Below are 24,360 nucleotides of genomic sequence, written 5' to 3' on the forward strand. Positions count from 1 at the left end.
TTCCTGAGTCACTTGCTTCCTCTCCTTTTGTCCGTATGTATTTTTCGGTCTTTCTACCATTAACCTTACAATGGCCGTTGTGAAATTGCACAGAAAAAGAGGGCTCTCCCGAATAAATTCCGGGAAGCCCTCTTTTCATTCATTTTTATCACTTTTTCACGGCCATGCCAGACCGGATCTGATCCGCTCAGCAGTTAAGTGCCCGGCTTTTCCTTCCAGCCATGCGCACCCCTTACCCAACCGCCGATTACTGCCCCCATTGCGGCCTGCAGGGAGTCGAATTCGATGTCTTCCATCACCAATAGCTGATGCTGAAACGGAATGAGCCGCTTCTCGAGTACCAGTTTCTCCCTGGATCTGATGTATTTCTTCGGGCATTTCGGCGAAGTCGTGGCAGCGAATTTCGATCCCTGTTTGACGACAAAGCCCTGTCCTTTGCAGTAGCCAACGGCATTCGCCCCTCGCTTCGACTGGATATACAGCAGTTCCGGTTGCTGTGCCAGTTCCTTGAACATTCCCATTTCAAACGGGGAGACCGCCTGTTCTTCGCCGCTTGCCGGGTCCAGTTGGAGAAATTGGTACAATTCCCCGTGGGTGTTGTGAATGATTTTTCTCAAGTAAACTTCTTTGGCCATTGTGTTCCTCTCCTTATACAATCAATCGTCTTTAATTGTATATAGAGGACTGACCCGTAAAAGGAGACAACTCTTTCAAGCTCATTATGTATGTGTCATCCGCGCGGAGCCCAAAGCATGACCGATACCCCGACCAGGCAAATGCCTGCGCCGACCCAGTCGTACAAATCAGGCGTTTTCCGGTCGACTCCCCATCCCCATAAAACGGAAAGGATGATGAACACACCGCCGTAAGCTGCATAGACCCGCCCGAATGACGAGAACGACTGAAACGTCGCAAACACTCCGTACATGGCGAGTGCGATTCCGCCGAATATCCCCCAAAACAAAGGCCTCCCTTCCCGGAGCCACAGCCATATCAAATAACCGCCGCCGATTTCCGCCAGTCCCGCGAGGATGAATAAGAAAACAGTATAAACCACGGTTCTTGCTCCCCCTGTCTGTTGGCAAACTCCCTTTGGTCAATCGTAGCAATTAATGCCAAAGAATTCGAATGATTTTTTCAGCTGACCTTTTAATGAAGACAATTATGCTATGATTAAATTGTAAGTATTTGTATTAAAACCCAATAATTTCTTTCGATCTATACGCTCATAACAGTTATGGGAGAGGTGCCTTTTTGATAAACAGAAATTTGTTAATGTATATTGCAATCGGAGTCCTGCTGGGTTTATTCCACGATTCCATCTGGACCGGTGTCGGAGCCATGGTTTTGATTTACATCGCTGTCCGGCTGGATGCACTCATCAAACTGATGAAAAACAGCAGGCAGTAAACGAAGCGGCCTGCTTCACGCAAAAGCCCGCGGATCCAAAATGGAGCCGCGGGCTTTCGTTTTTCATGTACTGCGCCGTTACGCTGCCTTTTCTTTCTTTTTCTTCACACTGATCAACGCGCCGACTGCCACGATTCCAAGCAACACGCCCCAGAAAATAAGTTTCCATTCTGTGGAGTGGGCAAAGTCATATGGCAGAATCCCGAGCTTTTCGTGCCCCAGGGTAAGGACGGTCAACTTGACACCCACCCAGCCGACAATGACAAAAGCAGTGGTTTCCAGTTGCGGGTAGTTTGCCAGGAGCTTGACGAATTTATGGGCAGCAAAACGCATGATGACAATTCCGACCAATCCGCCGGCAAGCATGACGGCAAACTGGCCGCCGTTGATCCCGCCGATTTCAAAATCGCCCAGATGCGGCAACGTTATTGCCAGTGCAACGGCTGCCAGCATTGAATCAATCGCAAAGGCGATATCCGCCAGTTCAACTTTCAACACCGTCATCCAGAAGCCGGACCCTTTTGTCGATTCCGGCTCAAGGGAATGCTCTTTCCCTTTCCGCTGATCGTAAATGTGCTTGAATGCGATAAACAATAGATACGCGGCTCCGAGCGCCTGGATCTGCCACACATCCACCAATAGCGTAATCATGAACAGCGCAGCAAAGCGGAATACAAATGCCCCCATCAATCCGTAAAACAACGCCCTTTTTTGCTGCTCTTTCGGCAAGTGCTTGACCATGACCGCCATGACCACCGCATTATCGGCAGCAAGCAAACCTTCCAATGCAACCAGGACCAACAGCACCCATAAATACTCCAATAAAATTGCTTCCATCTTTCATCCTCCTTTAATTTTGCCAACAAAAAAGACCCTTGCCTAATAAAAGGCAAAGGTCTCGCTAAGCAAAATTGATTGCTATCACAACCGATGGCTACGAACCATGTAATGACGACTGTGAAATAGGTTTCCCTACAGCTACTCCCCTTCGACATAAAGTCAAAAGTCTATTGAGTTGTTACTCCTATTATAACCTGTGCAAGTAGTCTGTGAACTTTAGAATTTGTCAAAATTATGGCGCAGCTTCGTTCTGGGCTTTCTTCTTTAAGATCAGGATTTACTCTTACATTCAGTTAATTCCGTACTGGCTGATTTTCTTGTACAAGCTGACGCGTGAAATTCCAAGCAGTTTTGCAGCTGCACTTTTGTTTCCGTAAGTTTCAAGAAGTGCTTGTGCAATATGTTCTTTTTCTAATTGATTTTTCTCTTGTGCCAATCCACCTTGCTTTGTCTCTTCTGAAATTCGAGGCATGATATAGTGGAGATCTTCGGGTTTGATGGACGGGCCATCAATAAGGATGACCATCCGTTCTACCACATTCCGCAACTCACGGATATTCCCCGGCCAATCATAGTTCACGCAAAGCTCAAGGGCCTTTTCTGAAATGACAGGTGGCTCTTTATGGTGATTAAAGGTAAATTCATGGAGAAAGTTTTCCATCAGCACCGGAATGTCTTCTACTCTTTCGCGCAGCGGCGGAATTTTCAGCGTAACGACGTTCAAACGATAATATAAATCTTCCCGGAACTGTCCCTTTCTGACCATTTCTTCTAAATCGCTGTTAGTTGCAGCAACAATCCGGATATCCACTTTAATCGGCGAATGGCCGCCGATTCGGGATACTTCACGTTCCTGAAGGACACGCAGCAGTTTAACCTGCATATCTAGCGGCAGCATGCCCACCTCATCCAGAAATAGCGTCCCGCCGTTCGCCTTCTCCACTTTCCCTGCCTTGCCGTTCTTATCTGCTCCGGTAAACGAACCTTTCTCATAACCGAAAAATTCGCTCTCGAACAGCGCTTCCGGGATCGCTCCGCAATTGATTGGAATGAATGCTTCATTGCTCCGGGCACTGGCTTCATGGATGCCTTGGGCAAACAGCTCTTTTCCGACCCCGCTTTCTCCTTGAATTAAAACTGTAGCATTGGTCTTCGCCACTTTTAGCGTCAGATTCTTAATGGTCTGCAAAGCCGGACTTTGTCCTTTGATGTTTGAAAGCGGTCCATTCTGTGCTTTTAGATTATATTGCTGCTTAACTTTTTGAAGTTCCGTTGTCGTCAGGGACAGTTTTTCATTGAGCTGCACAATATTAGAAATGTCTTGGTCAATGGCTACCGCTCCTACCAGTGCGCCTGACGCATTGAATATCGGCGATGAGCTGATTCGGACATGTTTGTCTGGACGCGGCTGATGATATACATTGAACACCGGCTCACGGGTTTTTAAAATCTCAAGTAATTTCAAGTCCTCTTTCTCAAAGAATTTGTTTATCTTTTCCCCAACAATTTTTTCTTTCGAAATGCCATACAGGCTTTCCGCTTTATCGTTCCAATATTGTACTTCTCCCTCTTCATTCACGATGGAAATTGCTTCCGATGTTGTTTCAAGTAAAGCCTCTAAATAATATTGGCCATTCTTTTCTGCCTCGCTTTTCATGATTGCCACCTGCTCTCTTGTAGACCTTCTGTTAATTAACACTTTACACTCTTGTAAACACTCTGTACATATTTGAGAGACAGAAAATTCTTTTAATGTTTATTCCAATGGGTTTTTGAAAGTTGGCATGCTTCTTGCATATTAATAACTATGTAAGCGAATTCATTATTCGGAGGAGGCACCCAAATGATTGTTTCTGAGCAACTAATCCAAACAATAGATGCCCATACGATGGGAGAAGCTGCCCGCATCGTTATTGATGGGATCCCTGAAATCCAGGGTGACACTATGATGCAAAAAAAGCAGTACATGCAAACCCACCTTGATTCCATTCGAAAACTATTGATGCATGAACCGCGAGGGCATCTCAATATGTTCGGCGCCATTTTGACAAAGCCTTGCAATCCGGAATGTGACCTTGGGGTTCTATTCATGGATTCCGGCGGTTACTTGAATATGTGCGGGCACGGGACGATTGCTTCTGTAACGGTTGCAATCGACCATGGCCTCATCGAAAAGAAAGACCGCTTGCTTCTCGACACGGCTTCAGGCACCGTCACTTGCTTTGTCAGTTACGAAAACGAGCGTGTGAAAGAAGTATCGTTCGTCAATGTCCCGTCTTTCTTGTTCCTAAAGAACGTATCAGTTGATGTGGCTGAGGTTGGCCCAGTTCAAATGGACATTGCATTCGGCGGCAGTTTCTTTTCCATAGTGGATGCCGCACAGTTCGGACTGGAACTGTCAATCGATGAGCAGGATCAAATTACGCGCCTTGGCATTGCAATCCGCAAAGCAGCAAATGAACAATTAACCATCGCCCATCCCGAAATTCCGGACATCTCCACTGTCGACCTGGTCGAATTCAGTTTGAAACACGGCGATCACCATTATAAAAACACCGTAGTCTTTGGCGACGGCCAGTTGGACCGTTCCCCCTGCGGCACAGGCACTTGCGCGAAACTCGCTACATTGCCCCTTGCAAAAAACGAAGAAATCATTCAGGAAAGCATTATCGGCTCGAAATTTAAAGGAGCCATAATAGCAGATGCCCAAGTTGGCGACTACAAAGCAATTATCCCGAAAATCACCGGTTCTGCTTGGGTTACAGGAATGCACCAATTTTCATTGGACGTAACCGACCCATTTGCAGAAGGTTTTCTATTAAAATAGACGGAGGCGAATAAAAATGAACGCAACAAAAGATTTTTTTATGATGTTGTCACAGAATAAAGCATTAAATGGAGCGGCAAAGCGCTGGGGCTTAAAACTTGGAGCGCAATCTGTCGTTGCCGGCACTACGATTGAAGAAATGGTGGAAAGCATCCGCAAATTAAATGCGGAAGGCATTTCTGCTACGATAGACAATCTTGGGGAGTTTGTTTTCGAAAAAGAAGAAGCTCTCCAGGCGAAACAACAGATTCTAGAAGTGATTGACGCTATTCACCAGCACCAGCTGGATGCCCATATTTCTTTAAAGCCGACCCAACTTGGCCTCGATATCGATTACAAGTTCTGCTTGGAAAATTTGCGAGATATTGTCGCCAAGGCACATGATTACACTATTTTTGTCAATTTCGATATGGAAGACCATTCACATCTGCAGCCTTCATTCGATATTCTCGAAGAATTGCACCAGGATTACGACAATATCGGCACCGTCATCCAAGCCTATTTCTTCCGCGCGGAAGAAGACCTTGAAAAATACAAGAATTATCGTCTCCGCATCGTCAAAGGCGCCTATAAAGAACCAGCCGAACTCGCCTATCAGGAAAAAGCGGAAATTGACACCAATTACATCCAATTAATCGAATACCACCTGCTTCACGGAAAGTTCACATCAATTGCAACACATGACCACCATGTCATCAATCATGTACTGCAGTTTGTAAACGAACATAATATCCCGAACAGCCAGTTTGAATTCCAGATGCTGTATGGGTTCCGCAAAGAGCTTCAATTGGAGCTGGCCAAAAAAGGTTATAATTTCTGTACGTACGTTCCGTTCGGCAACGACTGGTATGGCTATTTTATGCGCCGCTTGGCCGAACGCCCACAGAATTTAAATCTGGTCGTCCGTCAAACCTTCAACAAAAAAACAAATACAATGATCGGCATGGGAATGGGCATGTTCTTACTTGGCCGTTTAAGCAAAGGATCAGCAAAAGGCTAATATACGCTCCATATTACACATTCAAGGGGGAAGGTTAAGATGGAATCAATTAAATTCAGCCAAATTTTCGCTATCGGATTTATGCTTTTCGCCATGTTCCTAGGTGCAGGAAATGTCATTTTCGCGCCAATGGTTGGCCAGCAGGCAGGCACCAATACATGGATTGCCATGGCAGGTTTTTTAGTGACAGGCGTCGGCCTGGTGCTGCTTGCCATTATCGCTTTGACACGCGGCGGCGGGACCGTGGAGAAATTGGCATCACGCGTGCATCCGGTTTTTGCCATCGTTTTTTCAATCCTGCTGTTTTTAACACTTGGTCCGATTTATGTGATTCCACGGACAACTTCTGTCGTTTATGAAATCGCTGTTTTTCCGCTGATGGCTGAAAACGCAAACAATGCACTGTTCCTGTTTGTTTTTTCAGTGCTGTTTATTGTTTTAACGGTGATCTTGTCATGGAACACAACAAAATTCATCGACCGGCTCGGGAAAATCATTACCCCGATTTTTGGTATATTGCTGATCATCCTGATTGCTAAATCACTGATTACGCCAATGGGCGGCTTCGGCAAGCCAATGGGCGAATACATTTCCACCAGCAGTGCATTCCTGGAAGGCTTTACACAGGGCTATTATACAATGGACGTACTCGCCGCTTTTGTGTTCGGCGGAATTTTCATCAAATCAATCGGTGCCATCGGCATTCAGTCACCCAAAACGATTTCGAAAGTCTTCATCCAAGCAGGCCTTATTACTGTCGCCGGCCTTGTGCTGCTGCAAGTATCAATGGCGTGGCTCGGCGCTACCAGCATTGACCAGATCGGCTACAAAGAAAACGGCGGCGAAGTTCTGGCGCAAAGTGCAGTTGTACTGTTCGGCCAGATCGGCATCTTCCTTATCGGGACAGTCATTTTCCTGACTGGCATCACGACTAATGTCGCGTGTTTGTCAGCAGTGGCCGAATATTTCGAACGGCTGATGCCATCCATCTCGTATAAAAAGTGGCTGATTGTGTTTGCACTGATGGGGCTCATCATCACCAACTTCGGCTTAACCACAATTTTGACAATGGCTTCACCGGTTCTGTTGCTGCTTTACCCGCTGGCCATTGCCTTGATTGTCCTGATTTTCACCAACAATCTATTTAAAGGACATCGTTCTGTCTATATCGGCACGATGATTGGCGTCGGCATCGTTGCTGTATTGGATGCTTTGAAGGAAGCTGGAATTGCGCCCGATGCCATCAACCGGGCATTCGGCTTTATCCCCCTCTTCGAAAATGGGGCAGGGTGGATTGCCACTGGCATCGTCGGCTTTTTCGTCGGGTTCCTTGTTGCGAAGAGCCGCCAGGAAGGCACCGAACTGATTACAAATAATCCGGGCGAGCAAGTAAATTTAAACTAGAAACGAATAAAGCCAGCCGCCATTAAACGCGGCTGGCTCTTTTAGTGTTTTGAGCGGTGTTGACGAATACCGCTGATCTTTTTTGAAAATTCCTAAAAAAACATGTTACAATAGCGCTTATTATTTCTTTATATCTGTGTGTAGTTGTTTTAAAGGAGGTCCATTATGAAAAACGCACTTCATCAGCAACAAAAACTGAATTTCTCTATGACTCCTGAGCTAAGGCAGGCGATTGAACTGCTGCAATATTCAACTGCCGAGCTCGAACATTACATCCGGGAACAGGAAATGGAAAATCCGCTCATTGAACTGAAGGAAAAGGAGAATAGAGAACTTGGCCCTGCAGAGATTCCACGCTCCTTCCCTATTCAACGAAGCCCGCAAATGCCGCTTGAAGCAATTGCCAGCAGCGCAGACAATACAAGAGACTCCTTATATAGCAATGCCAAACTTATTTACTCTGATGAAGCCGTACAAAAACTGCTGAAATTTCTGATTTACAACCTGGACGACAATGGCTATCTGGATTTTCCTGGACCGGCTGGACCGTTCAGCGAAGACCAGATTGAAACAGGTATTCACCTCCTCCAAAAAGCCGGCCCTGCAGGAATCGGCGCCCGGAATTTAAGAGAATGCCTGCTGCTGCAAATCCAGTATTTGCATCCTGAAAAAACAGCCGCAAAAAAAATGGTGGAGCACCACTTAGACTTGCTGGCCGCACGGAAATGGAAAGAGCTTTCTTCCCTGCTGAAAATTTCTTTAGAGGAAATCAAAGAAATTCATTTGCTGATCCGCACACTTCAGCCAAAACCCTGCTCATTCACTTGCGATTTTGTTCCGCACTATTTAAAACCCGACATCGTTATAGAAGTTGTGAATAACAAGCTTAGCTTTCAGTTAAATGACAACCATTTGCCCAGTATCCATATAAATAAATGCTATTTGCCCGCCCATCGGCCCAAAGACGAAGCCTCCGGCTATATCAGCAGCCAACTACAGAAAGTTCAATGGCTTCTTACGAGCATCGAGCAGCGGCGAGATACTCTCATCAAAATTACGGATGTCCTAATAGACCGTCAGGAGAACTTTTTCAAACTTGGTTTCGACTATTTGAACCCGCTTACGCTTAAAGACGTAGCAGACGAAATCGGCATGCACGAATCCACAATAAGCCGCGCCGTTTCAAACAAAGTAGTTCAAACTGCTTTTGGTTCTATTGAGTTGAAGCGTTTATTTTCTTCCAAACTGATGGACTCCGAAGGCAATGGCGTATCCCAGACCGCAGTGAAATTGCTAATGAAAAAATTCATTTCGCATGAAGATAAGCACAAGCCCTATTCCGACCAGAAAATAGCTGACTATTTGGCTGCCAGTGAAGGTATTCCCATTTCAAGGCGCACCATCAGCAAATACCGGGATGAATTGAACATTCCTTCGGCCAATGGGCGAAAAGAATTATAAAGACGAAAAAGCCTTCAAATCCAAGATGGATTTGAAGGCTTTCATTTTTCATAGATTAATGAGCCGCCACGCCACCGTCCACCACAAATTCCAAATCTGTGGAACATCTTAAGCGTTTCAATAGAGTAACCGACAAAAAACCCTTTCCTCAATTATCTGGAAAGGGTTCTGCTATTCGCTTTTATACTAATGCTTTGAATCCAAAGACTTTTGCTGCAGTTTGTTGTAATACCGGACACTTGTCATTGCGCCTTCATCCACCATTTCGGCATCGTCGATTTCTGAAGGCTTTCCTAAATTCCGGACATACTTGGAATTTAGTTTTTCCGCCGCTTTGTTCAGCTGCGCTTTTACCTTTTTCCGGTTTTCACTTTTTGAAAGATAGGCCGTTCCTGCAACAGCTCCCGCTGCTCCAACTAGCTTGGTGATTTTACCCACTGCTATCAGCTCCTTTCTATCCCTTAATCCGCCGCTTTCTTGGAGAAGAGAAAATACCTGGTTTGATCCGTCATTCATTCTTCTTATTCCCTCTTCGGGCAGAAACATGTCTTCAAAGGCAAGATGTCCCTTATAGACCACTTAAAAAAGGCAGATCAAAGAAGTTTCCGCCAATAAGGCATTGCCTACAGAAAAAAGCCTCCGGACCCATCTTGGACCTGGAGGCTATTGTTCCTTCACTGTGCTGTCATGCCGCCGTCTACGACAAATTCCGAACCTGTGGAATAGCTGGAGTCGTCCGATGCCAGGAACAGCACCATGTTCGAAACTTCCTCCGACTGGGCGACGCGTTTTAACGGGATATGCTGGGCGAATGCTTCAACAGCCGCTTTCGTGTCTTCCTGCATGATCATCGGTGTCGCGATGACGCCCGGATGCACCGAGTTGACGCGGATGCCGTAATGCGCGCATTCAATCGCCGCCGCTTTGGTCATGCCGCGCACCGCAAATTTTGTATCGGTGTAGCCGATCGCACCGGCCACCAAGCCGTTCATCGAGGAAATGTTGACGATCGAACCGCCGCCTGCTTTTTGCATGGATGGGATAATCGCTTTCATGCCAAGGAAGACGGAAACCTGGTTGATGTCGACGATGCGGCGGTATTCTTCTTCCGTCGTCTGCAGAATCGATTTCGCCATTGTGATGCCGGCGTTGTTGACCAATACGTTAACCGGTCCAAACGCTCCTTCAGCTTCTTCGACAACGCTTGCCCAGTCTGCTTCGCTTGTGACGTTCTGCTTGATGAACAATGCATTTTCTCCCAGTTCCGCAGCAAGCGCCTTTCCTTTTTCTTCGTTCAAATCCGTCAACACGACTTTTGCGCCTTCTTGAATGAATTTCTGTGCATGGGCCGCACCCATTCCCTGTGCCGCTCCCGTAATGATGGCAACTTTTCCTTCTAACCGAGCCATGTGTTTTCCTCCTAAAAATCGAATGTGTTAAACTAAAATAAACTACATATGTAAATTTACAGATAAATTTATTGATTGTCCATCTAAATGGTTTGATGTCATAATAAATTCACGAATGCGTTCTTTTCCGGACGATACAGGAGGTTCCCACATGACAAACAGCGAAGACCGGCGTACGATGCGCACCCAAAAAAAGCTGAAAACGGCATTGCTCACATTATTGAAGGAAAAAGACCTGAACCGGCTGTCAATTACCGAAGTCACCCAGCAGGCCGGGTGCAACCGGGTAACGTTCTACTCGCATTACAAAGACCTGCAGGAGCTGCTCGCTGCTATTGTGGACGACTACCTGGAAGAGCTTCAGGCTTACTTCCGCAAAAGCTTTCAGCACTTGGAGCGTTTTTCCTCGTCCGATGCAGAGCGGCACCTCCCAATTTTTGAATTCCTCTACCAGAACCAGCGGATTTCTTCACTTGTCATCAAAGGCGAAGTGCTGCCGGGCTCACAGAACCAGTTCTGCGAAAGCCTTTTCCAGGTGTCCGAACAATCGCTGCGGCTGGAAGAAGCAAGTGATGTGGAATTGCCGGCACTGAACTATTTCATGACATACGGAAGCCTCGGTTTTTTTCTCTACTGGATCAATCAAGACTTCAAAGAAGAACCGCTGGCGATGGCTAACAAACTGGCTGCATTGCACGGCAAAATGTATGGCGGCGCTGTAGTAATCGACGAGTAATGAACAATAACAACAAAAAACCCGCCGATTCCCCCGGCGGGCACTGGATATGTGGATGAATCTCTCCCAAAACGGGGATAACTTTGCCGTTTCGTCATTCTTCGATGGTTATCCACATGTGGATAAAAATAAATATATTTCCTCTTTTCTATCCACAGTTTATTAAAGAAAACCCGGAGCATTCGGCCCCGGGTTTTCTATTTCGACACCTTTAATCCATTCAACCGGTCGATCAATTCCCCAAGCGGCATATCGGCCATCGATTCCAGCCGGTGCTCGACTTCGCAGAAATCCATCGTGTGTGTCACTTCGTTCGGCACGATGACGCAGCCCATGCCGGCGCGTTTTGCCGCAAGCGAGCCGTTGGCCGAATCCTCGAATGCCACGCATTCTTCTGGTTTGAGCCCCAGGCACTCCGCCGCTTTTACGTACAAAGCAGGGTCTGGCTTCACGATTTCCACATCGTCGGAAGTCCGGATGCAGTCGAAGTAATCGAACAAGCCCAGGTTCTTCAGGTGGTTCGACACCCATTCATAATCGGAGCTCGAGGCAAGTCCTACTTTCAATCTCAGCTCTTTTGCCGCCTTTAAATAGTCCTCCACGCCGTCCCTTGCTTTTTCCTCAGCAAGTTTCACGTGGAACTTTTCTTTCAGCTGCGCCTGCAAATGATTGTGCTCGATTTCCTCTTCAATCAGCTCTTCGAGGTAATGGAACGGCGAAAAGCCGGTCTGTGTGCCGATTTCCCGCTGCCAGCGCTCAATCGGCAGTTCGCTGCCGTATTCCGCAAATATTTCCTGAAGCACCCGGTAATGATGGGTTTCCGTATCAAGTATGAGTCCGTCAAAATCGAAAATGATTCCTTTGATCATGGTGCAACTCCCTTTCAACTTAAATAAGTGATTGAAAAAGCACCGGATAGAGGCACTTTGCTATTCTGTATAATCCGCTTCTATATAGAATTTCACCCGATCGCCGACCATATAATACTTAGAATAATGGACAGGCATTTGATTCGGCCCAAAAATAATCTTCTTAACCAGAATAACCGTTGAAGTTTTATTGATCCCCAGATGCTCGCACAGCTCAGTTGTTGGGTGGACATATTCAATCTCTTTTTTCACTTTTGTAAAAGGTACTTTGAATTTTTCCCGAATTAGCTTGAACGTGGAGACACTGTCATCTAAAAGTTCATCAATGCCCGGGTATACGTTTAGCGGCAAATAAGCATAATCGACACTGAAAGGGCCTTCTGCATCTTTCACAAGACGCACCAGCTCTACAAATTCGGTTTGTTCAGGCGAAAAAATTTTCGAAAGTTCCGAGTCGCTGCTGATGATCTGCTTTTGCAGAATTTCTTTTTCGATATTGTTTTCTTCTGTCGACAAGCCTTCTGTAAATCCTTTCAAATTCAACAGATGGAGGTCTTTTTTGGACGCCCGGACGAATGTCCCTTTGCCGCGAATCACCTCGATAATGCCTTCTTCCCCGAGTTCCTTGATCGCTCTGCGGATGGTGATGCGGCTGACATCGAAGAGTTCGCACAGTTCAGATTCATTCGGAATCTTGTCTCCGGCTTTCAAGTTATTGGTTTTGATCAATTCCTTGATGCCAGCCTTTATCTGTTCGTATAACAATATTGGACTGTCCAAGTTTATGCTGTCTCGATTCATCACGCAGACTCCCCCTATACCTAAATTTTGGTTTTTCCCATTATTTTCACTGTACATGAGGAGCAGTTCTAAAACAAATTTTTAGAATTCTTTTGGATAGCCAAACCCACCGTAAACTCCGCATGTCGCTTCCGCGGATTTCGTCGCTTTTTCAATCGCCTCTTCCATGCTTGCTCCGTTTATATAATTCACTAAAAACCCGCCGATTAAACTATCGCCGGCTCCCATCGTATCCAGAACCGGAATTTTTGTCAGTTTCTGTTCAAAAATTTTATTTTGATCGATAAACAAAGCCGGTTCACTGCCTCTTGTCAGCGCTGCCGCTTTAAAGTTCAAGCCCTTCAGTCTTTCAATGAACCAGTTCAATTCTTCTTCCGGCAAGTCTGCTGCAGAAAAAAAGGCATATTGGATATAAGGAGCGATTTTTTCGATATAATCCATTTCCAGATGATTGGAGAAATCATAAGAGATGTCAATCACTTCCGCAAGCTTTGCCAATTCACTTTCCATTGAAGAATAGCAGCTCACATGGCATACATCGAAGCCTTTGATATAGTCAAGATCCGCGTCAATCAGCTGAAGTTTCAACCGGTGCTGGACCGTATTTTTCGCCCCGCTCACAAAAACCCGGTCGCCTTCGTCCGTCAGCGCGACACCCGGCTGGCCGCTGATTCCTTCCGCGGTGCGGGAAAGTTCGAAATTGATCCCTTCTTCCTTCAGCGCATGTTTAATATGCGCCGCTTTATCGTCGGTTGCGAATATTCCAATATACGCTGAATCCTCCGCTCCGTTTTTCCGGGCATTGACAGCCACGTTGACGCAATTGCCTCCCGGATAGTATTTTTTCTGGTCCAAATAACAATCGACCACATTATCTCCTACAGCAACCAGTTTCATCCCAAATTCCTCCTCTTATCCTTTCACAGATCCTTCCGATAACCCTCTCACCAAATACCGCTGCAGGAATACCAGCAGAATCACCATCGGAATCGTCGCAATCACCATTCCTGCGAGCAATACGCCCCAATCGGTTCTGAGCGCATCCCTGAAATTCATCAACCCTGACGGAATGGTCTTCAATACGTCCGAATCAATAAAGACCGTCGCAAACATGAATTCATTCCAGGCAAAGTATGCCGTCAAAACGATTGTTGTCACAATGATCGGAATCGACAGCGGCAGGTAGATGCGCGCGTAGATGCCAAACTCGCTGCAGCCATCAATGATCGCCGACTCTTCCAGTTCCTTCGGAATACTTAAGAAGAACGCACGGATCAGGATGATTGTCAGCGGCAGCCGGTACGCCACATAGGTCAAAATCAGCGCCCAATGCGTATTGATCAAATCGAGCCATGTCAGCAGTTCAAACAACGGTATCAATGCGACCTGGGGATTCATCATGATGCCCCCGATGGTGAAGATCAGCGCGACGTCAATCCAGCGTGATTTATAGCGCGACAGTGTAAACGCTGCCATCGAGCCGATCATGACGACCAGCACAATTGTCGACAATGTCACGAAAAGGCTGTTGAAGAAGTACCCGGAGATTCCCATCGACCAGGCCGTTGCATAGTTCTCGAAATGCCAGACGGAAGGCAAGCCCCACACATTGTTATAAATCTCATCATAGCTTTTTAATGAAGAAACAACCATCCAGAAAAGCGGATAAAGGATGACAAAAGCAAACAGCAATAGGCCGAGGAGAACCATGTTTTTTGTCACTTTGCCCTGAAGGCTGGTTTTCATTGAGGTTTTGGCTTTTTTAGCCGGCCGCTCCTTGTTAACCGGTTTTTCGGGCGCAAGCATATCGACTTTGATATTTTCATTTGTTTTTGTCATCCTACTCATCCTTTCCGGTTCCGGAAACCTTGATTTGGATCAGGGCAAAAATCGCAGTGACCACAAAAATCAGTGTGGCAACAGCCGATGCATACCCCATATTGTCTTTAAAGAACCCTTGCTGATACATATAAACCGACATGGTCATCGAGCTCGTGCCCGGACCGCCGTTGGTCAGGATATACGGTTCGTTGAAAACGAGCATCGATCCGGTGATGGTAATCAGCATATTGACGAAAAGCGTTTCTTTTACCTGCGGAACCGTGATGCTGAAAAATTGCCGGATCTTTCCGGCACCATCGATGTCAGCTGCTTCATATAATTCTTTCGGGATTTTTTGGATTGCTACGATAAACAGCATCGTGATAAAGCCGATGCTCTGCCATTGCGACATCGCAATGACCGCATAAATTGATGTCGTCGCATTTCCAAGCCAAGGAACAGCCAGATTCCCCAAGCCAATCAGCTCCAAAAAGCTGTTCAAAAGCCCCATTTGAGGATTGTAGATAAAGTTGAAAAGCAGCGCGATGACTGAAATTGAAATCATCACCGGTATGAAATAGACAACCCGCAGCATTGGTGCAATCCGGCGGAACAGCTTGTCTTCAAGGATTGTCGCCAGAACAAGCGCAAATGCCACTTGGAAAACCACCGAGATGATTGCGTACTTGATGTTGTTGATCAATGCCGTCATGACGATCTTATCCCCAAACAACTGTTCAAAAGCAGAAAAACCAACAAACTCTTTGGTCGGAGAAAATACACTAAAGTCAAAGAAACTGTTATAGAAGTTTTGAATAAGTGGCATATAGATGAAGATGCCTAAAAACAAGAGGCTGGGCAATATGAATAAGATTGGGACAATCCGGTTTCTTCTGGCGATCATACCTGCACCTTCTTTCATTTTAATAAGTCCTAATATTCAAGTGAACATTAGGACTTATCCAGTTCTGCACTGTTGCTATTTCTGATTTTGTGCTTCTTGCTGCGCTTCTTTCAAGATGTCCTCAGGGGTTGTCTGTCCTGTGGCCAAGCTTTGTCCGCCGCGCATAAAGACATCCGCTACGTTGATGTTGACCGCATTGTCGAACCACGGCGCTGTCGAAGTGGCATTGGTGATCAATTCATATGCTTCCAGGCTTGCCGGATTGACGTTTTCTTCCGTGACCGCACCTTCAATGGCGTTCAGCTGGCCGTCTGTTTTCGTGAAGTCGGCAGCCGTTTCTTCTGAAGTCAGGAATTTCAGGAAATCGATCGTTTCTTCCGGTGCGTTTTTGCTGACCATCCAGCCTTCCGGTGCGCCAGTCAGTGCTGTCGGATCGCCTTTTGCCCCTTCAACTTCCGGGAAGTCGAAGAATCCGAATTCCACATCTCCCGCTTCCTCGACCATTTTGATTTCCGCGAATTGCATGTACAAGACCGGCACTTCACCGGCAGCAAACATATTGCGCGCTGCCTCGTGGTCGATTGCCGTGGAGACTTCACCCATATAGCCTGTCAGTTCCTCAAAAATTTCAAGTCCCTGCACATAGCCTTGATCCGTGAACTCGGCGGTTTCGGCATTATAGTCTTTTTCCAAAACAGCGGGATCCACGACACGTTCGAAAATCGTACCGAGGTAATGTGAAATTGCCCAGGTGTTCGTCAAGCCTTCCACCAGCGGCTCTTTGTAGCCCGCGTCCTGCAGCTGATCCAATGCTGCAATCAGCTCGTCGTAAGTTTTCGGCACGGCGATATTGTGCTCTTCAAAAATCGCCTTATTATAGAAGAACGCCTTGCCGTCCACTGTGAACGGAACGCCGTAAGTCGTGTCGTCAAAAGTGAATCCGCCAAACTGGGAATCGATGATTTTTGATGACCATTCCTCGTCTTCTTTGATGACATCATTCAATGGCATGATGCGCTCGGAGGAAACCAGGTTCTCAGCGAATGAATCGGACCAGGCCGTGAAGATATCCGGCAATTTGTCGCTGGAAACCAAGACGCGGATTTTTTCTTTGTAAGCGTCGTTCAGGACATAGTCCACATTAATGTGGACATCCGGATTCTGCTCCATGTATTCCTTGATCTTTTCATCATAGAAGGATTTTCTCGGTTCATTCGGCCATCTGTGGAAAAAGTCGATCTCCGTTTTTCCATCTGCACTGGCGTTTTGTTTCTCGCCTGAACTGCATGCACCCAACATCGTCGAAAGCAGAAGCAACAAAATCGAAAAGAACAGTGTTTTCTTCATTTCGTATCCCCTTTCTTATGAACCCCGCTTGTTTTTAGTAATCCATTTTCCACATATATCTTCTGACGGATAACGGATGGCCCGTGTGTTCAGCCAAGGCGTCTGCGTACAGGCGAAGAACCGAACCTGTCAGTGCCGGACCGAAATATTCCTTCAAATCTTCGTCGATGCCGTCGTAATTCAAAGTTTCAATGTCGACCACTTCCACTTTGTCACTGAATTTCTGTACGAAGTCCAATGCGCGTTCATCAAGCGGGCGGCTCGCTCCGTCGCCTTTCACAACCAGGAACGGCACATCGTAATCCGTGATTTCAAATGGCCCGTGGAAGAACTCGCCTGAATGGATGGCATTTGAGTGGATCCACAGCATTTCCATCAGCAGGCAGCTCGTGAACGAGTATGCGTGGTGGATGTAAGCGCCGCTTGCCATGGTGTAGATGATTTTTTCGCGTTTGTTCTTTTTGCCGAATTCGTTCGCTGCATCTGCAAATTGCTCGACGTTTTTCTCGATCAGTTCGCCGACTTTCGGCAATTGAGCAACCACGCGTTTGTATTTTTCGTTCGGTGCCAAGACGTTCAGCACTTCAAAAATCAAAGTATAGAAAATACCGACTTCGCCGTCGATGGCATCCGAACCGTCTTTGTAGTTGTAGTGCACGATGTGTTCAGCAGCCTGGCATAACGGAGACTCCGCTTCCATGGAAATGGACACCGTCAATGCGCCTTTTTCACGGGCGAAGCTTGCTGCTGCCACCGTTTCTGGAGTCGTTCCTGAATGTGAACGCAGAATCACCAGCGTGTTTTCGCCGACGCCTTTCGGATTGCGGTGGATAAATTCATTTGCCGTGTAAACGAAGCTTGGAACTTCCGTTTCCTTGCTGATGAAATATTCTCCGAAAGACAGTGAAGCCATTGAACCGCCGCATGCTACGAAGTAGACATTCTTGATATCGCGGGCCTTGACCGCTTCGATGACAGTTGCAATCTGCGCCGCGTGCTCCGGCTTCATTGCCACTCCTTTTGATTCTTCAATGGTTCCGCCTACTACTTCTTCGATTAATGTGCCTTGATTCTGTTTCATTTCAACACCTCCAAAATTTATAACGTCATATGACGTTATATTATTGAGTATTATATGCTATAGTATTTTCAATAGTCAATATAATTTGATAATTTAATTTATTTTATTTTTAACAGCGTTTTTCAGAAGAACAATATACAAGCTGTTTTCGTTGGTGTACTGCGGTTTCACGGCTATATTACTTGTCTGTTTTTGGCGAATAAAAGAAAAAATGCATATAAATCCGATAAAAACGAGGTGCCTTTTATGGAAAAAGAACTGTTCTCCCTGTTTCCTTCATTCCAACTAATTACGGAACATCCCGCAAAGCCGGCAAAAGGATTTTTTGTTTTTCATCACGCCGAAAAAGAGTGTTGGTTCAAAATCCACAAAAAAGACGTCAGCAAACGTGACTACAATTTATTAACGGCACTGTTTACAGAAATAAAACCGGAAGCGGACACGCCTTCCGCCTCCAGGAAATGGCTGGCTTACTTGGAACACGGCGGAGAACCGCCGGTGCCTGCCGAAACGGAGATCCGCATCATCCAGCTGTTCTTCGGTGAACAAACGATAGAACAAAAGGAGCTCCAAGAAGCAAGCTGCGCATTTTTCGGTACATCCGTCCAGCTGGTGTTTTCGTCTCCGCATGAAGCTTTATTGATTGAACGGAAAATATGTATTGCCCACGAACCGGAAAGTTTTTCTTCTTATATGAGTGCTTTGGAAAGTGATTTCTATATCAAGGCGAGAATGTATATCGGCAAATTCCAGCGGGCAGACTCTCGCTTCCCTGCTCATTTTGCAACGGAAAAAGAATGGTTCCGAAAAGCTTCGGCAAACGGCAGTGCAGGACGCATTTATACAATGGAAACCCTTTTTCCGCTGCACTTGACCGACCAGATGCCCGGCCATATGAAAGAAGTCCTCACCAAAGAAGTGCTTACACCGCTTGGTTACGACCAGGAAATTTTGCAGACGGTACGCGCATTTTTCGAAAATGGCTTTAATGCTTCCGTCGCCTCAAAAAAGCTCTACATCCACCGCAATACGCTGCAATATCGCTTGAACAAGTTCCAGGAAATCACCGGCATCTCGCTTAAAGATTTCAACGGTGCACTCGCCGCCTACTGTGCCAGCATGCTGGCACAAGAACACAAGGCATAAAAAATTGCCGTCATTTTTGTTCTTTGTTGCCATCACCAAACCGTCGGCGTTGCAGTATCGGGTGTTTTATCACCAAATTACGGAAAGAATCCGGAGGGATTGGAATGGCAGGACTGAACTTGACGAATACTAAGAAGGTATACGATAAAGACGCAGTATCCGTGAAGGGCTTTAACCTGGAGATTTGAGACAAGGAATTTCTGGTGCTTGCCGGGCCTTGTGCTTGCGGGAAATCGACAACGCCTCCAAGACTCGTGGACTTGCCGATTACCTGTACCGCCGCCTGCTTTATCCACATGTGGACAAGTCTTCTTAAGAAATCTTCTTCTTTATCCACACCCTAATGTATTAAAAGTGAATAAATTCCTTCACTCCTCCGCTTCCTGTATGATGAAAAAAAGGAGTGATGACATGATTTTCCTGATTATCTGGCTTCTGTTAATCGGCTATGCCGTGTTCCTGGCTCCGCCCGGCGAGGACCCCGATCCCGTATTTTCCAAAATCCTGAGCGGCGACTGGGGCGGCATCGATCCGCTCGTGTTTGCGGTCTTCAATTCGCTCGGCCTGTTTCCGCTCGTCTTTCTAACCATTCTTCTCCTGCACGACCGGCAAAGATGGCCCGCGTGGCCGTTCGCCCTGTTGTCGCTCGGGACCGGTGCGTTCTCGCTGCTGCCTTATTTTGCATTCGGCGACCGGCCGGCGAAAAAACGGACCTGCGTCCGCACACCGAACTGGCTGGTGCGCTTCCTATCGTCCCGCTTCTGGCTCATCGTCCTCATGGTCATGTGGGCCGGCAACCTGTTGACGCTGCTGCAAGGGTTCTCGCTCGCAGCCTATCGGGACGCCTACTTCGCTTCCGGCCTCGTGTCCGTCATGACCGTCGACTGGTTGGTGCTGTGGGGCTTGTCCGTCTACGCCACACACCGCTACTTTCCTGACGCGAAGGCAAAAGGCCTGGCATGGATCCCGATTCTCGGTCCGATGCTCGTGATGTGGCTGAACAGGAAGGATTTGCAGCCGAAATAAAAAAAGCACACCGTTTCATCCAAGGCCGAACTGGCTGGATGAAACGGTGTGCTTTTTTCATTCAATAACCGTCCATTACAGCTCTCCTAAAAATGAAGCAAAGGGCTTTCATTGGCAGGGCATCTGATTATAATAAAAAGCAAAGGAGCCTATAAAAAAGGAGGAATTAGCTTGGACAGACTGATGGAAGGCAAAGCGGGTTTGGTGACCGGTGCGGGATCCGGAATCGGACGCGGCAGTGCGCTGGCATTTGCCCGTGAAGGCGCAAAAGTGATGGTCTCGGACAAGAACGAGGACAGCGGCAAGGAAACGGTGCGCCTCATCCAGGAAGCGGGCGGCACCGCAGCCTTCTTCCGCTGCGACGTATCAAACGAAGACGATGTGAAGGCGCTGGTGGATGCAACAGCGGCTGAATTCGGCCAGCTGGATTTCGCTCACAACAATGCCGGAATCACGGCAAAAGTTGCTCCCATTGCGGAATCCGACAGCGCCGACTTTGACCGGGTCATCCAAACGAATTTGTACGGCACGTATTACTCGATGAAGCATGAAGTGCGGGCCATGCTGAAAATTGGCGGCGGTGCCATCGTCAACACCTCCTCCGGTGCCGGGCTTGAAGGCGTGCAGAACATGGTTGACTACGTCGCATCGAAATTCGGCATCAACGGCATGACAAAAACCGCGGCGCTCGAATACAGCAAGCACGGCATCCGCGTGAACGCCATCTGCCCGGGCCTTACCGCAACGCCTGATGTCGAAAACTGGTTCGCCGCCGCACCGGAACAGGCAAAAGCCATCACGGCCACACTCCCTTCCGGCAAGCTGGCCACGCCAACTGATGTAGGCAATGCCGCCGTTTTCCTTTGTTCTGACCTAGCCGCCCAGATCAACGGCGTCACCTTGCCGATTGATGGCGGGTTTTCTGTCGGGAAGTTTCAAGGATGATACTCGAATTTACAGGAATAGAAGATTCCCAATTAAAATGGGACAAAGTAAAATGCTTGCGGGAACAGCCGTAAGCATTTTTATTATTTCAAGCAACAAACAACCGAAAAACATGTTTTACTTTAAAATAGTATAAGTTTACTTTACTTTTATAACAAATTAATTTATATTCTTATTAAGAGGTGATGGGTATGAAGAAGAATTTTGGTGATTCGATTTCAAATAAAGTGTATGAATATCGAGTACTTGCCAGAATGTCTCAGCAGGAATTAGCAGAAAAAGTCGGAGTTTCCAAACAAACCATCTTCGTCATGGAAAAAGGAAACTATGTTCCGACTCTCCTATTGGCATTTCGGATCGCCGATTTTTTCGAAGTTGATGTAAACGATATTTTTACTTATGTGAAAGGAAGTGATCAAGTTGACGAATAATTTTGAAGCGATCTCTAACGCCATTTTTCAACCGTTGAAGTCTTGGGCCGAACAATCCACAGGGAATTGGAATATGCTTATCGGCAGCGGGTTTGTCCTGCTGATGATCGCCTGTACCCTGGCCTACATTTTTTACAAGAAGATCGGGAGCGAGGATGAACGAACAGAGCGGATCTCGTTGAACAGTGCATTTATCCTTTTATGTGTCGTCATTTTGTGCGATATGATTTTCCCGAAAGAATACATGTGGCAAATATTCTTTTTATACAAGTATTCGTTTGCGATTCTTGCTGCAGGCATCTATTTAGCAGTCCGGTACAAAAAAGATTTTCTCAGCTGATCAGAAAATGTTAAAAAACGAAAAAGGCGCCGCATGGAGCGGTGCCTTTTCTTCATTATCATGTTATCGGTGTTTCATGTAGAGACAAGGCAAATCGATTAGCCAAGAAGCTTCCCTCTTACCGCTCGTCGGCCGGCTGTTCCTGGCCATCCGCCTTATGCACATGTGGATAACCCGTTTCAGTTAACTTTTTTCGGTTATCCACAGAAACGTTTAATTCAGTCCTTCAAACAGCAACACCCGGGCGGGTGAAGCATCCGTTCCGATTAATTTCAGGGGAGCCGCAACCATAAAGTATTCGCCTTGCTCAACGTCCTTCAGGCGCAGTCCTTCAATGATGATAATGTCGTTTTCGAACAAAGTTTTATGCGTCGGATGCCCTTCCTGGCTTCTTTCGATTCCAAGAGCATCGGTGCCGACGCCCCGAATTCCGATTTCAGACAGATAATCCGCACCGTCTTTCGTCAAGAAAACAAAATCAAAATCAAACGTTTCCTCGAACGAATTTCTTGTCTTGAACAAAACGAAGTCATCCTTTTGGAGGCCGAACCCTTCCAGGTCCTCTTTTGAAATCCTATCTTCCACTCCGGTCAGATCCAGCACTTTGCATGGCCCCACCAATTTATCCATCGGAACCGACTCAAATGTTTCCCCACCTTCCACCATGTGAAGCGGTGCATCGATATGGGTGCCGGTATGGACATCGAGTTCCAAACGTGTTTCGGTGACATAGCCGTTTGTCTGCCGATTGAGTTTCGGCTGTTTCTCCGGTTTGTCTTTGTAGACGGTCATTCCTTCATAAATTGAGCCTGTAATATCGTACATTTTCATCAAATCAACCCTTTCCTTATAGATAGCTGCATAAACACTTTCGCATGTTCTCAAATCAACTGTCCACTGAAGTATTTAAAAAAAATTTTCCTGGGGCACGAAATACATTCGGTTTTTCCAAGCCCCTCCCTACCATTGGAGCGCATAAATCATTATACTATAAGCTGTTGCTACATCCATTCGGGATAAATTTAGGAGGATTTACAGTATGAACAATCAAAGTCCCATCACAGGATCCAATCCGGAAAATGATTCTATCGAACTTCAAAACGATTGGTCCATGGAAGACATGACCCTTGTGTTATTTGGCGCGACAGGCGACCTGGCGCAGCGGAAATTATTTCCCGCCCTCTATAATTTATATCTTGACGGCAAATTGCCTGCCAAAGTCTCCATCATCGGTTTGGGGAGAAAATACATTTCAGACGAGGCCTTTCAGTCGAAAGTGGAAAAAGCGCTTCGCGCCTACTCAAGAAGAAGCGTCCAAGCTTCAAACCTGCCGGATTTTTTATCAAAATTCCGCTATTTCACTTTTGACGCGACTATTGCAGAATCTTACGAGAAGCTGCTTGAACTGGTTGAGCGCCGGGAAAACGAGCTGGAGATTCCACAAAATCGGCTGTTCTATTTGTCTGTGGCGCCAAGTTTAGTGGACGTGATCACGACCAACCTCCACGCAAGCGGCCTGGACCAAAACGAGGGCTGGAAACGCCTGATTATTGAAAAGCCCTTCGGGAGCAATATAAAGACCGCCAGACGATTAAACGATAAATTACGGAAAACATTCAGTGAAGAAGAAATTTACCGAATCGACCACTATCTGGGGAAACCGATGGTCCAAAGCCTGAATACCTTAATTTTGGCGAATCCGGTATTGGACTCCTTGCTGGACCAAAAACTGATTTCCAATGTCCAGATTACGGCAAGCGAAGTTGTCGGGGTGGAAACCCGGGCGGATTATTATGATAAAGCCGGTGCGATCCGGGATATGGTCCAGAACCATCTCCTTCAGCTCGTCATGACGGCGGCCCTTTACCTGCCGGAGAACCTGGCGGAAAATAAGACCCGGGCCAAGAAAACGGAAATCATCAAATCTCTCCGGCTGATTCCAAAAGAAGAAGCCCATCAGCATGTGGTCCGCGGCCAGTACGAAGCCGGTGAAATCCACGATGTCCCGGTCATCGGCTATAAAGAGGAGCAAGGCGTTGACGCTTCCTCAAAGAATGACACGTATTTCGCGGCGCGTCTGGCGATCGATCACCCGGCCTGGGAAGCAATTCCTTTTTACATACGCACCGGGAAACGGATGGACAAAAAGTCCACTCAAATTGTCGTCGAATTCAAGCATAAGATGGTCGATTCCACTAAACTGCAGGGAACTTCCCCTAATCTATTGGTGCTTGAAATCAGCCCGAACGAAAGCATTTCGCTGCGCGTCAATTTAAAAGAGCCTTCCGGCAGCCAGTTCAAACCGGTATGGATCGACTTCTCGACCAACTCGGAAAACCAGCCGGAAGCCTATGAACTGCTGCTGTTTGACGCCATCCTCGGCGATTCAACATTTTTTGCACACTGGAAAGAAGTCGAGCTTTCATGGGAATGGATCGAGCCGTTGCTGGAGGCTTATCAGGAGGATTTGCTGCCTTTGCATACTTATCGTGCAGGTTCAACAGGTCCCGAAGCTGCAGATGAGCTGCTGCAGGAAGACCAGCACAAATGGTGGTAAAACGA

The 24,360-nt window shown here is 46.8% G+C and carries 26 protein-coding genes; 12 read left to right on the forward strand and 14 right to left on the reverse strand.

What is annotated here, in order from left to right:
- Window positions 1-194: 194 nt before the first annotated feature.
- A complete protein-coding gene (locus QWY22_RS17585; protein WP_300982105.1) occupies window positions 195-635 on the reverse strand; it encodes a DUF4357 domain-containing protein in 441 nt (146 codons plus the stop codon).
- Window positions 636-730: 95 nt separating this feature from the next.
- Window positions 731-1,057, reverse strand: a complete 327-nt coding sequence (locus tag QWY22_RS17590) for a YnfA family protein (RefSeq protein ID WP_300982106.1) — start codon at window positions 1,055-1,057, stop codon at window positions 731-733.
- Between the two features lie 197 nt (window positions 1,058-1,254).
- Here QWY22_RS17590 and QWY22_RS17595 point away from each other — a divergent pair, with 197 nt between their 5' ends.
- A complete protein-coding gene (locus tag QWY22_RS17595) occupies window positions 1,255-1,410 on the forward strand; it encodes a hypothetical protein (RefSeq protein WP_300982107.1) in 156 nt (51 codons plus the stop codon).
- Between the two features lie 78 nt (window positions 1,411-1,488).
- On the opposite strand, the gene QWY22_RS17600 is transcribed toward QWY22_RS17595, so the two are convergent.
- The gene (locus QWY22_RS17600) at window positions 1,489-2,247 is read right to left on the reverse strand and encodes a TerC family protein (RefSeq protein ID WP_300982108.1); all 759 of its coding nucleotides are present in this window, start codon (window positions 2,245-2,247) and stop codon (window positions 1,489-1,491) included.
- 292 nt (window positions 2,248-2,539) lie between these two features.
- Complete coding sequence (locus QWY22_RS17605) at window positions 2,540-3,907, reverse strand: sigma-54 interaction domain-containing protein (RefSeq protein WP_051413930.1); 1,368 nt, start codon at window positions 3,905-3,907, stop codon at window positions 2,540-2,542.
- A 186-nt stretch (window positions 3,908-4,093) separates the two neighbouring features.
- On the opposite strand from QWY22_RS17605, the gene QWY22_RS17610 reads away from it, so the two are divergent.
- The 4 genes from QWY22_RS17610 to rpoN all read left to right on the forward strand — a co-directional run bounded on the left by QWY22_RS17610 (window position 4,094) and on the right by rpoN (window position 8,942).
- A complete protein-coding gene (locus tag QWY22_RS17610) occupies window positions 4,094-5,077 on the forward strand; it encodes a proline racemase family protein (RefSeq protein WP_300982109.1) in 984 nt (327 codons plus the stop codon).
- Between the two features lie 16 nt (window positions 5,078-5,093).
- Window positions 5,094-6,077: a proline dehydrogenase family protein gene (locus QWY22_RS17615; protein ID WP_300982110.1), complete on the forward strand. Its 984-nt coding sequence runs from the start codon at window positions 5,094-5,096 to the stop codon at window positions 6,075-6,077.
- Window positions 6,078-6,116: 39 nt separating this feature from the next.
- On the forward strand, window positions 6,117-7,481 hold the full coding sequence (gene brnQ, locus QWY22_RS17620; RefSeq protein ID WP_300982111.1) for a branched-chain amino acid transport system II carrier protein: 1,365 nt from the start codon (window positions 6,117-6,119) through the stop codon (window positions 7,479-7,481).
- A gap of 165 nt (window positions 7,482-7,646) precedes the next feature.
- The gene (gene rpoN / locus QWY22_RS17625; protein ID WP_300982112.1) at window positions 7,647-8,942 is read left to right on the forward strand and encodes an RNA polymerase factor sigma-54; all 1,296 of its coding nucleotides are present in this window, start codon (window positions 7,647-7,649) and stop codon (window positions 8,940-8,942) included.
- 186 nt (window positions 8,943-9,128) lie between these two features.
- On the opposite strand, the gene QWY22_RS17630 is transcribed toward rpoN, so the two are convergent.
- Both QWY22_RS17630 and QWY22_RS17635 read right to left on the reverse strand, forming a co-directional pair.
- Window positions 9,129-9,380, reverse strand: a complete 252-nt coding sequence (locus tag QWY22_RS17630; RefSeq protein ID WP_300982113.1) for a YbyB family protein — start codon at window positions 9,378-9,380, stop codon at window positions 9,129-9,131.
- Window positions 9,381-9,616: 236 nt separating this feature from the next.
- A complete protein-coding gene (locus tag QWY22_RS17635) occupies window positions 9,617-10,351 on the reverse strand; it encodes a glucose 1-dehydrogenase (RefSeq protein ID WP_300982114.1) in 735 nt (244 codons plus the stop codon).
- 151 nt (window positions 10,352-10,502) lie between these two features.
- Here QWY22_RS17635 and QWY22_RS17640 point away from each other — a divergent pair, with 151 nt between their 5' ends.
- A complete protein-coding gene (locus tag QWY22_RS17640) occupies window positions 10,503-11,087 on the forward strand; it encodes a TetR/AcrR family transcriptional regulator (protein ID WP_300982115.1) in 585 nt (194 codons plus the stop codon).
- Between the two features lie 197 nt (window positions 11,088-11,284).
- On the opposite strand, the gene QWY22_RS17645 is transcribed toward QWY22_RS17640, so the two are convergent.
- The 7 genes from QWY22_RS17645 to QWY22_RS17675 form a co-directional block, all read right to left on the reverse strand.
- Complete coding sequence (locus tag QWY22_RS17645) at window positions 11,285-11,956, reverse strand: HAD family hydrolase (protein ID WP_300982116.1); 672 nt, start codon at window positions 11,954-11,956, stop codon at window positions 11,285-11,287.
- Between the two features lie 60 nt (window positions 11,957-12,016).
- Entirely contained in the window at window positions 12,017-12,757 is a 741-nt protein-coding gene (locus QWY22_RS17650; protein ID WP_300984424.1) for a GntR family transcriptional regulator, read from the reverse strand.
- Window positions 12,758-12,838: 81 nt separating this feature from the next.
- Window positions 12,839-13,654 (reverse strand): PfkB family carbohydrate kinase, encoded by an 816-nt coding sequence (locus tag QWY22_RS17655; protein WP_300982117.1) that lies wholly within the window; start codon window positions 13,652-13,654, stop codon window positions 12,839-12,841.
- Between the two features lie 15 nt (window positions 13,655-13,669).
- Window positions 13,670-14,596: a carbohydrate ABC transporter permease gene (locus QWY22_RS17660; RefSeq protein ID WP_246316555.1), complete on the reverse strand. Its 927-nt coding sequence runs from the start codon at window positions 14,594-14,596 to the stop codon at window positions 13,670-13,672.
- A gap of 1 nt (window position 14,597) precedes the next feature.
- Window positions 14,598-15,479, reverse strand: coding sequence for a carbohydrate ABC transporter permease (locus QWY22_RS17665; RefSeq protein WP_036812063.1), 882 nt, complete (start codon window positions 15,477-15,479; stop codon window positions 14,598-14,600).
- A gap of 78 nt (window positions 15,480-15,557) precedes the next feature.
- On the reverse strand, window positions 15,558-16,829 hold the full coding sequence (locus QWY22_RS17670; protein WP_300982118.1) for an ABC transporter substrate-binding protein: 1,272 nt from the start codon (window positions 16,827-16,829) through the stop codon (window positions 15,558-15,560).
- Between the two features lie 34 nt (window positions 16,830-16,863).
- On the reverse strand, window positions 16,864-17,910 hold the full coding sequence (locus QWY22_RS17675; RefSeq protein ID WP_300982119.1) for an SIS domain-containing protein: 1,047 nt from the start codon (window positions 17,908-17,910) through the stop codon (window positions 16,864-16,866).
- Window positions 17,911-18,156: 246 nt separating this feature from the next.
- On the opposite strand from QWY22_RS17675, the gene QWY22_RS17680 reads away from it, so the two are divergent.
- From QWY22_RS17680 to QWY22_RS17700, 5 genes are all read left to right on the forward strand, one after another.
- The gene (locus QWY22_RS17680; RefSeq protein ID WP_300982120.1) at window positions 18,157-19,056 is read left to right on the forward strand and encodes a PucR family transcriptional regulator; all 900 of its coding nucleotides are present in this window, start codon (window positions 18,157-18,159) and stop codon (window positions 19,054-19,056) included.
- Window positions 19,057-19,467: 411 nt separating this feature from the next.
- Entirely contained in the window at window positions 19,468-20,082 is a 615-nt protein-coding gene (locus QWY22_RS17685; RefSeq protein WP_300982121.1) for a hypothetical protein, read from the forward strand.
- Window positions 20,083-20,253: 171 nt separating this feature from the next.
- Window positions 20,254-21,027 (forward strand): SDR family NAD(P)-dependent oxidoreductase, encoded by a 774-nt coding sequence (locus QWY22_RS17690; protein ID WP_300982122.1) that lies wholly within the window; start codon window positions 20,254-20,256, stop codon window positions 21,025-21,027.
- Between the two features lie 191 nt (window positions 21,028-21,218).
- A complete protein-coding gene (locus tag QWY22_RS17695; RefSeq protein ID WP_300982123.1) occupies window positions 21,219-21,458 on the forward strand; it encodes a helix-turn-helix transcriptional regulator in 240 nt (79 codons plus the stop codon).
- Window positions 21,442-21,798, forward strand: a complete 357-nt coding sequence (locus QWY22_RS17700) for a DUF2178 domain-containing protein (protein ID WP_300984425.1) — start codon at window positions 21,442-21,444, stop codon at window positions 21,796-21,798. Before QWY22_RS17695 ends, QWY22_RS17700 begins: the two co-directional genes overlap by 17 nt.
- A 213-nt stretch (window positions 21,799-22,011) precedes the next feature.
- On the opposite strand, the gene QWY22_RS17705 is transcribed toward QWY22_RS17700, so the two are convergent.
- Window positions 22,012-22,629: a cyclase family protein gene (locus QWY22_RS17705; RefSeq protein WP_300982124.1), complete on the reverse strand. Its 618-nt coding sequence runs from the start codon at window positions 22,627-22,629 to the stop codon at window positions 22,012-22,014.
- Window positions 22,630-22,837: 208 nt separating this feature from the next.
- Between QWY22_RS17705 and zwf the strand changes: the two genes are divergently transcribed.
- The gene (gene zwf, locus QWY22_RS17710) at window positions 22,838-24,355 is read left to right on the forward strand and encodes a glucose-6-phosphate dehydrogenase (RefSeq protein WP_367281286.1); all 1,518 of its coding nucleotides are present in this window, start codon (window positions 22,838-22,840) and stop codon (window positions 24,353-24,355) included.
- The last annotated feature ends 5 nt before the right edge of the window (window positions 24,356-24,360 follow it).

It is taken from the genome of Planococcus liqunii (genome assembly GCF_030413595.1).
Classification (GTDB): domain Bacteria; phylum Bacillota; class Bacilli; order Bacillales_A; family Planococcaceae; genus Planococcus; species Planococcus liqunii.

What these genes read in the sequence shown, in the direction of transcription:
- QWY22_RS17705 (WP_300982124.1), bottom strand. Translation starts at nt 22,629, where the DNA reads ATGAAAATGTACGATATTACAGGCTCAATTTATGAAGGAATGACCGTC.
- QWY22_RS17585 (WP_300982105.1), bottom strand. Translation starts at nt 635, where the DNA reads ATGGCCAAAGAAGTTTACTTGAGAAAAATCATTCACAACACCCACGGG.
- QWY22_RS17680 (WP_300982120.1), top strand. Translation starts at nt 18,157, where the DNA reads ATGGAAAAAGAACTGTTCTCCCTGTTTCCTTCATTCCAACTAATTACG.
- QWY22_RS17605 (WP_051413930.1), bottom strand. Translation starts at nt 3,907, where the DNA reads ATGAAAAGCGAGGCAGAAAAGAATGGCCAATATTATTTAGAGGCTTTA.
- QWY22_RS17615 (WP_300982110.1), top strand. Translation starts at nt 5,094, where the DNA reads ATGAACGCAACAAAAGATTTTTTTATGATGTTGTCACAGAATAAAGCA.
- QWY22_RS17670 (WP_300982118.1), bottom strand. Translation starts at nt 16,829, where the DNA reads ATGAAGAAAACACTGTTCTTTTCGATTTTGTTGCTTCTGCTTTCGACG.
- QWY22_RS17695 (WP_300982123.1), top strand. Translation starts at nt 21,219, where the DNA reads ATGAAGAAGAATTTTGGTGATTCGATTTCAAATAAAGTGTATGAATAT.
- QWY22_RS17655 (WP_300982117.1), bottom strand. Translation starts at nt 13,654, where the DNA reads ATGAAACTGGTTGCTGTAGGAGATAATGTGGTCGATTGTTATTTGGAC.
- QWY22_RS17650 (WP_300984424.1), bottom strand. Translation starts at nt 12,757, where the DNA reads ATGAATCGAGACAGCATAAACTTGGACAGTCCAATATTGTTATACGAA.
- QWY22_RS17600 (WP_300982108.1), bottom strand. Translation starts at nt 2,247, where the DNA reads ATGGAAGCAATTTTATTGGAGTATTTATGGGTGCTGTTGGTCCTGGTT.
- zwf (WP_367281286.1), top strand. Translation starts at nt 22,838, where the DNA reads ATGAACAATCAAAGTCCCATCACAGGATCCAATCCGGAAAATGATTCT.
- QWY22_RS17645 (WP_300982116.1), bottom strand. Translation starts at nt 11,956, where the DNA reads ATGATCAAAGGAATCATTTTCGATTTTGACGGACTCATACTTGATACG.
- QWY22_RS17635 (WP_300982114.1), bottom strand. Translation starts at nt 10,351, where the DNA reads ATGGCTCGGTTAGAAGGAAAAGTTGCCATCATTACGGGAGCGGCACAG.
- brnQ (WP_300982111.1), top strand. Translation starts at nt 6,117, where the DNA reads ATGGAATCAATTAAATTCAGCCAAATTTTCGCTATCGGATTTATGCTT.
- QWY22_RS17640 (WP_300982115.1), top strand. Translation starts at nt 10,503, where the DNA reads ATGACAAACAGCGAAGACCGGCGTACGATGCGCACCCAAAAAAAGCTG.
- QWY22_RS17675 (WP_300982119.1), bottom strand. Translation starts at nt 17,910, where the DNA reads ATGAAACAGAATCAAGGCACATTAATCGAAGAAGTAGTAGGCGGAACC.
- QWY22_RS17660 (WP_246316555.1), bottom strand. Translation starts at nt 14,596, where the DNA reads ATGACAAAAACAAATGAAAATATCAAAGTCGATATGCTTGCGCCCGAA.
- QWY22_RS17610 (WP_300982109.1), top strand. Translation starts at nt 4,094, where the DNA reads ATGATTGTTTCTGAGCAACTAATCCAAACAATAGATGCCCATACGATG.
- rpoN (WP_300982112.1), top strand. Translation starts at nt 7,647, where the DNA reads ATGAAAAACGCACTTCATCAGCAACAAAAACTGAATTTCTCTATGACT.
- QWY22_RS17685 (WP_300982121.1), top strand. Translation starts at nt 19,468, where the DNA reads ATGATTTTCCTGATTATCTGGCTTCTGTTAATCGGCTATGCCGTGTTC.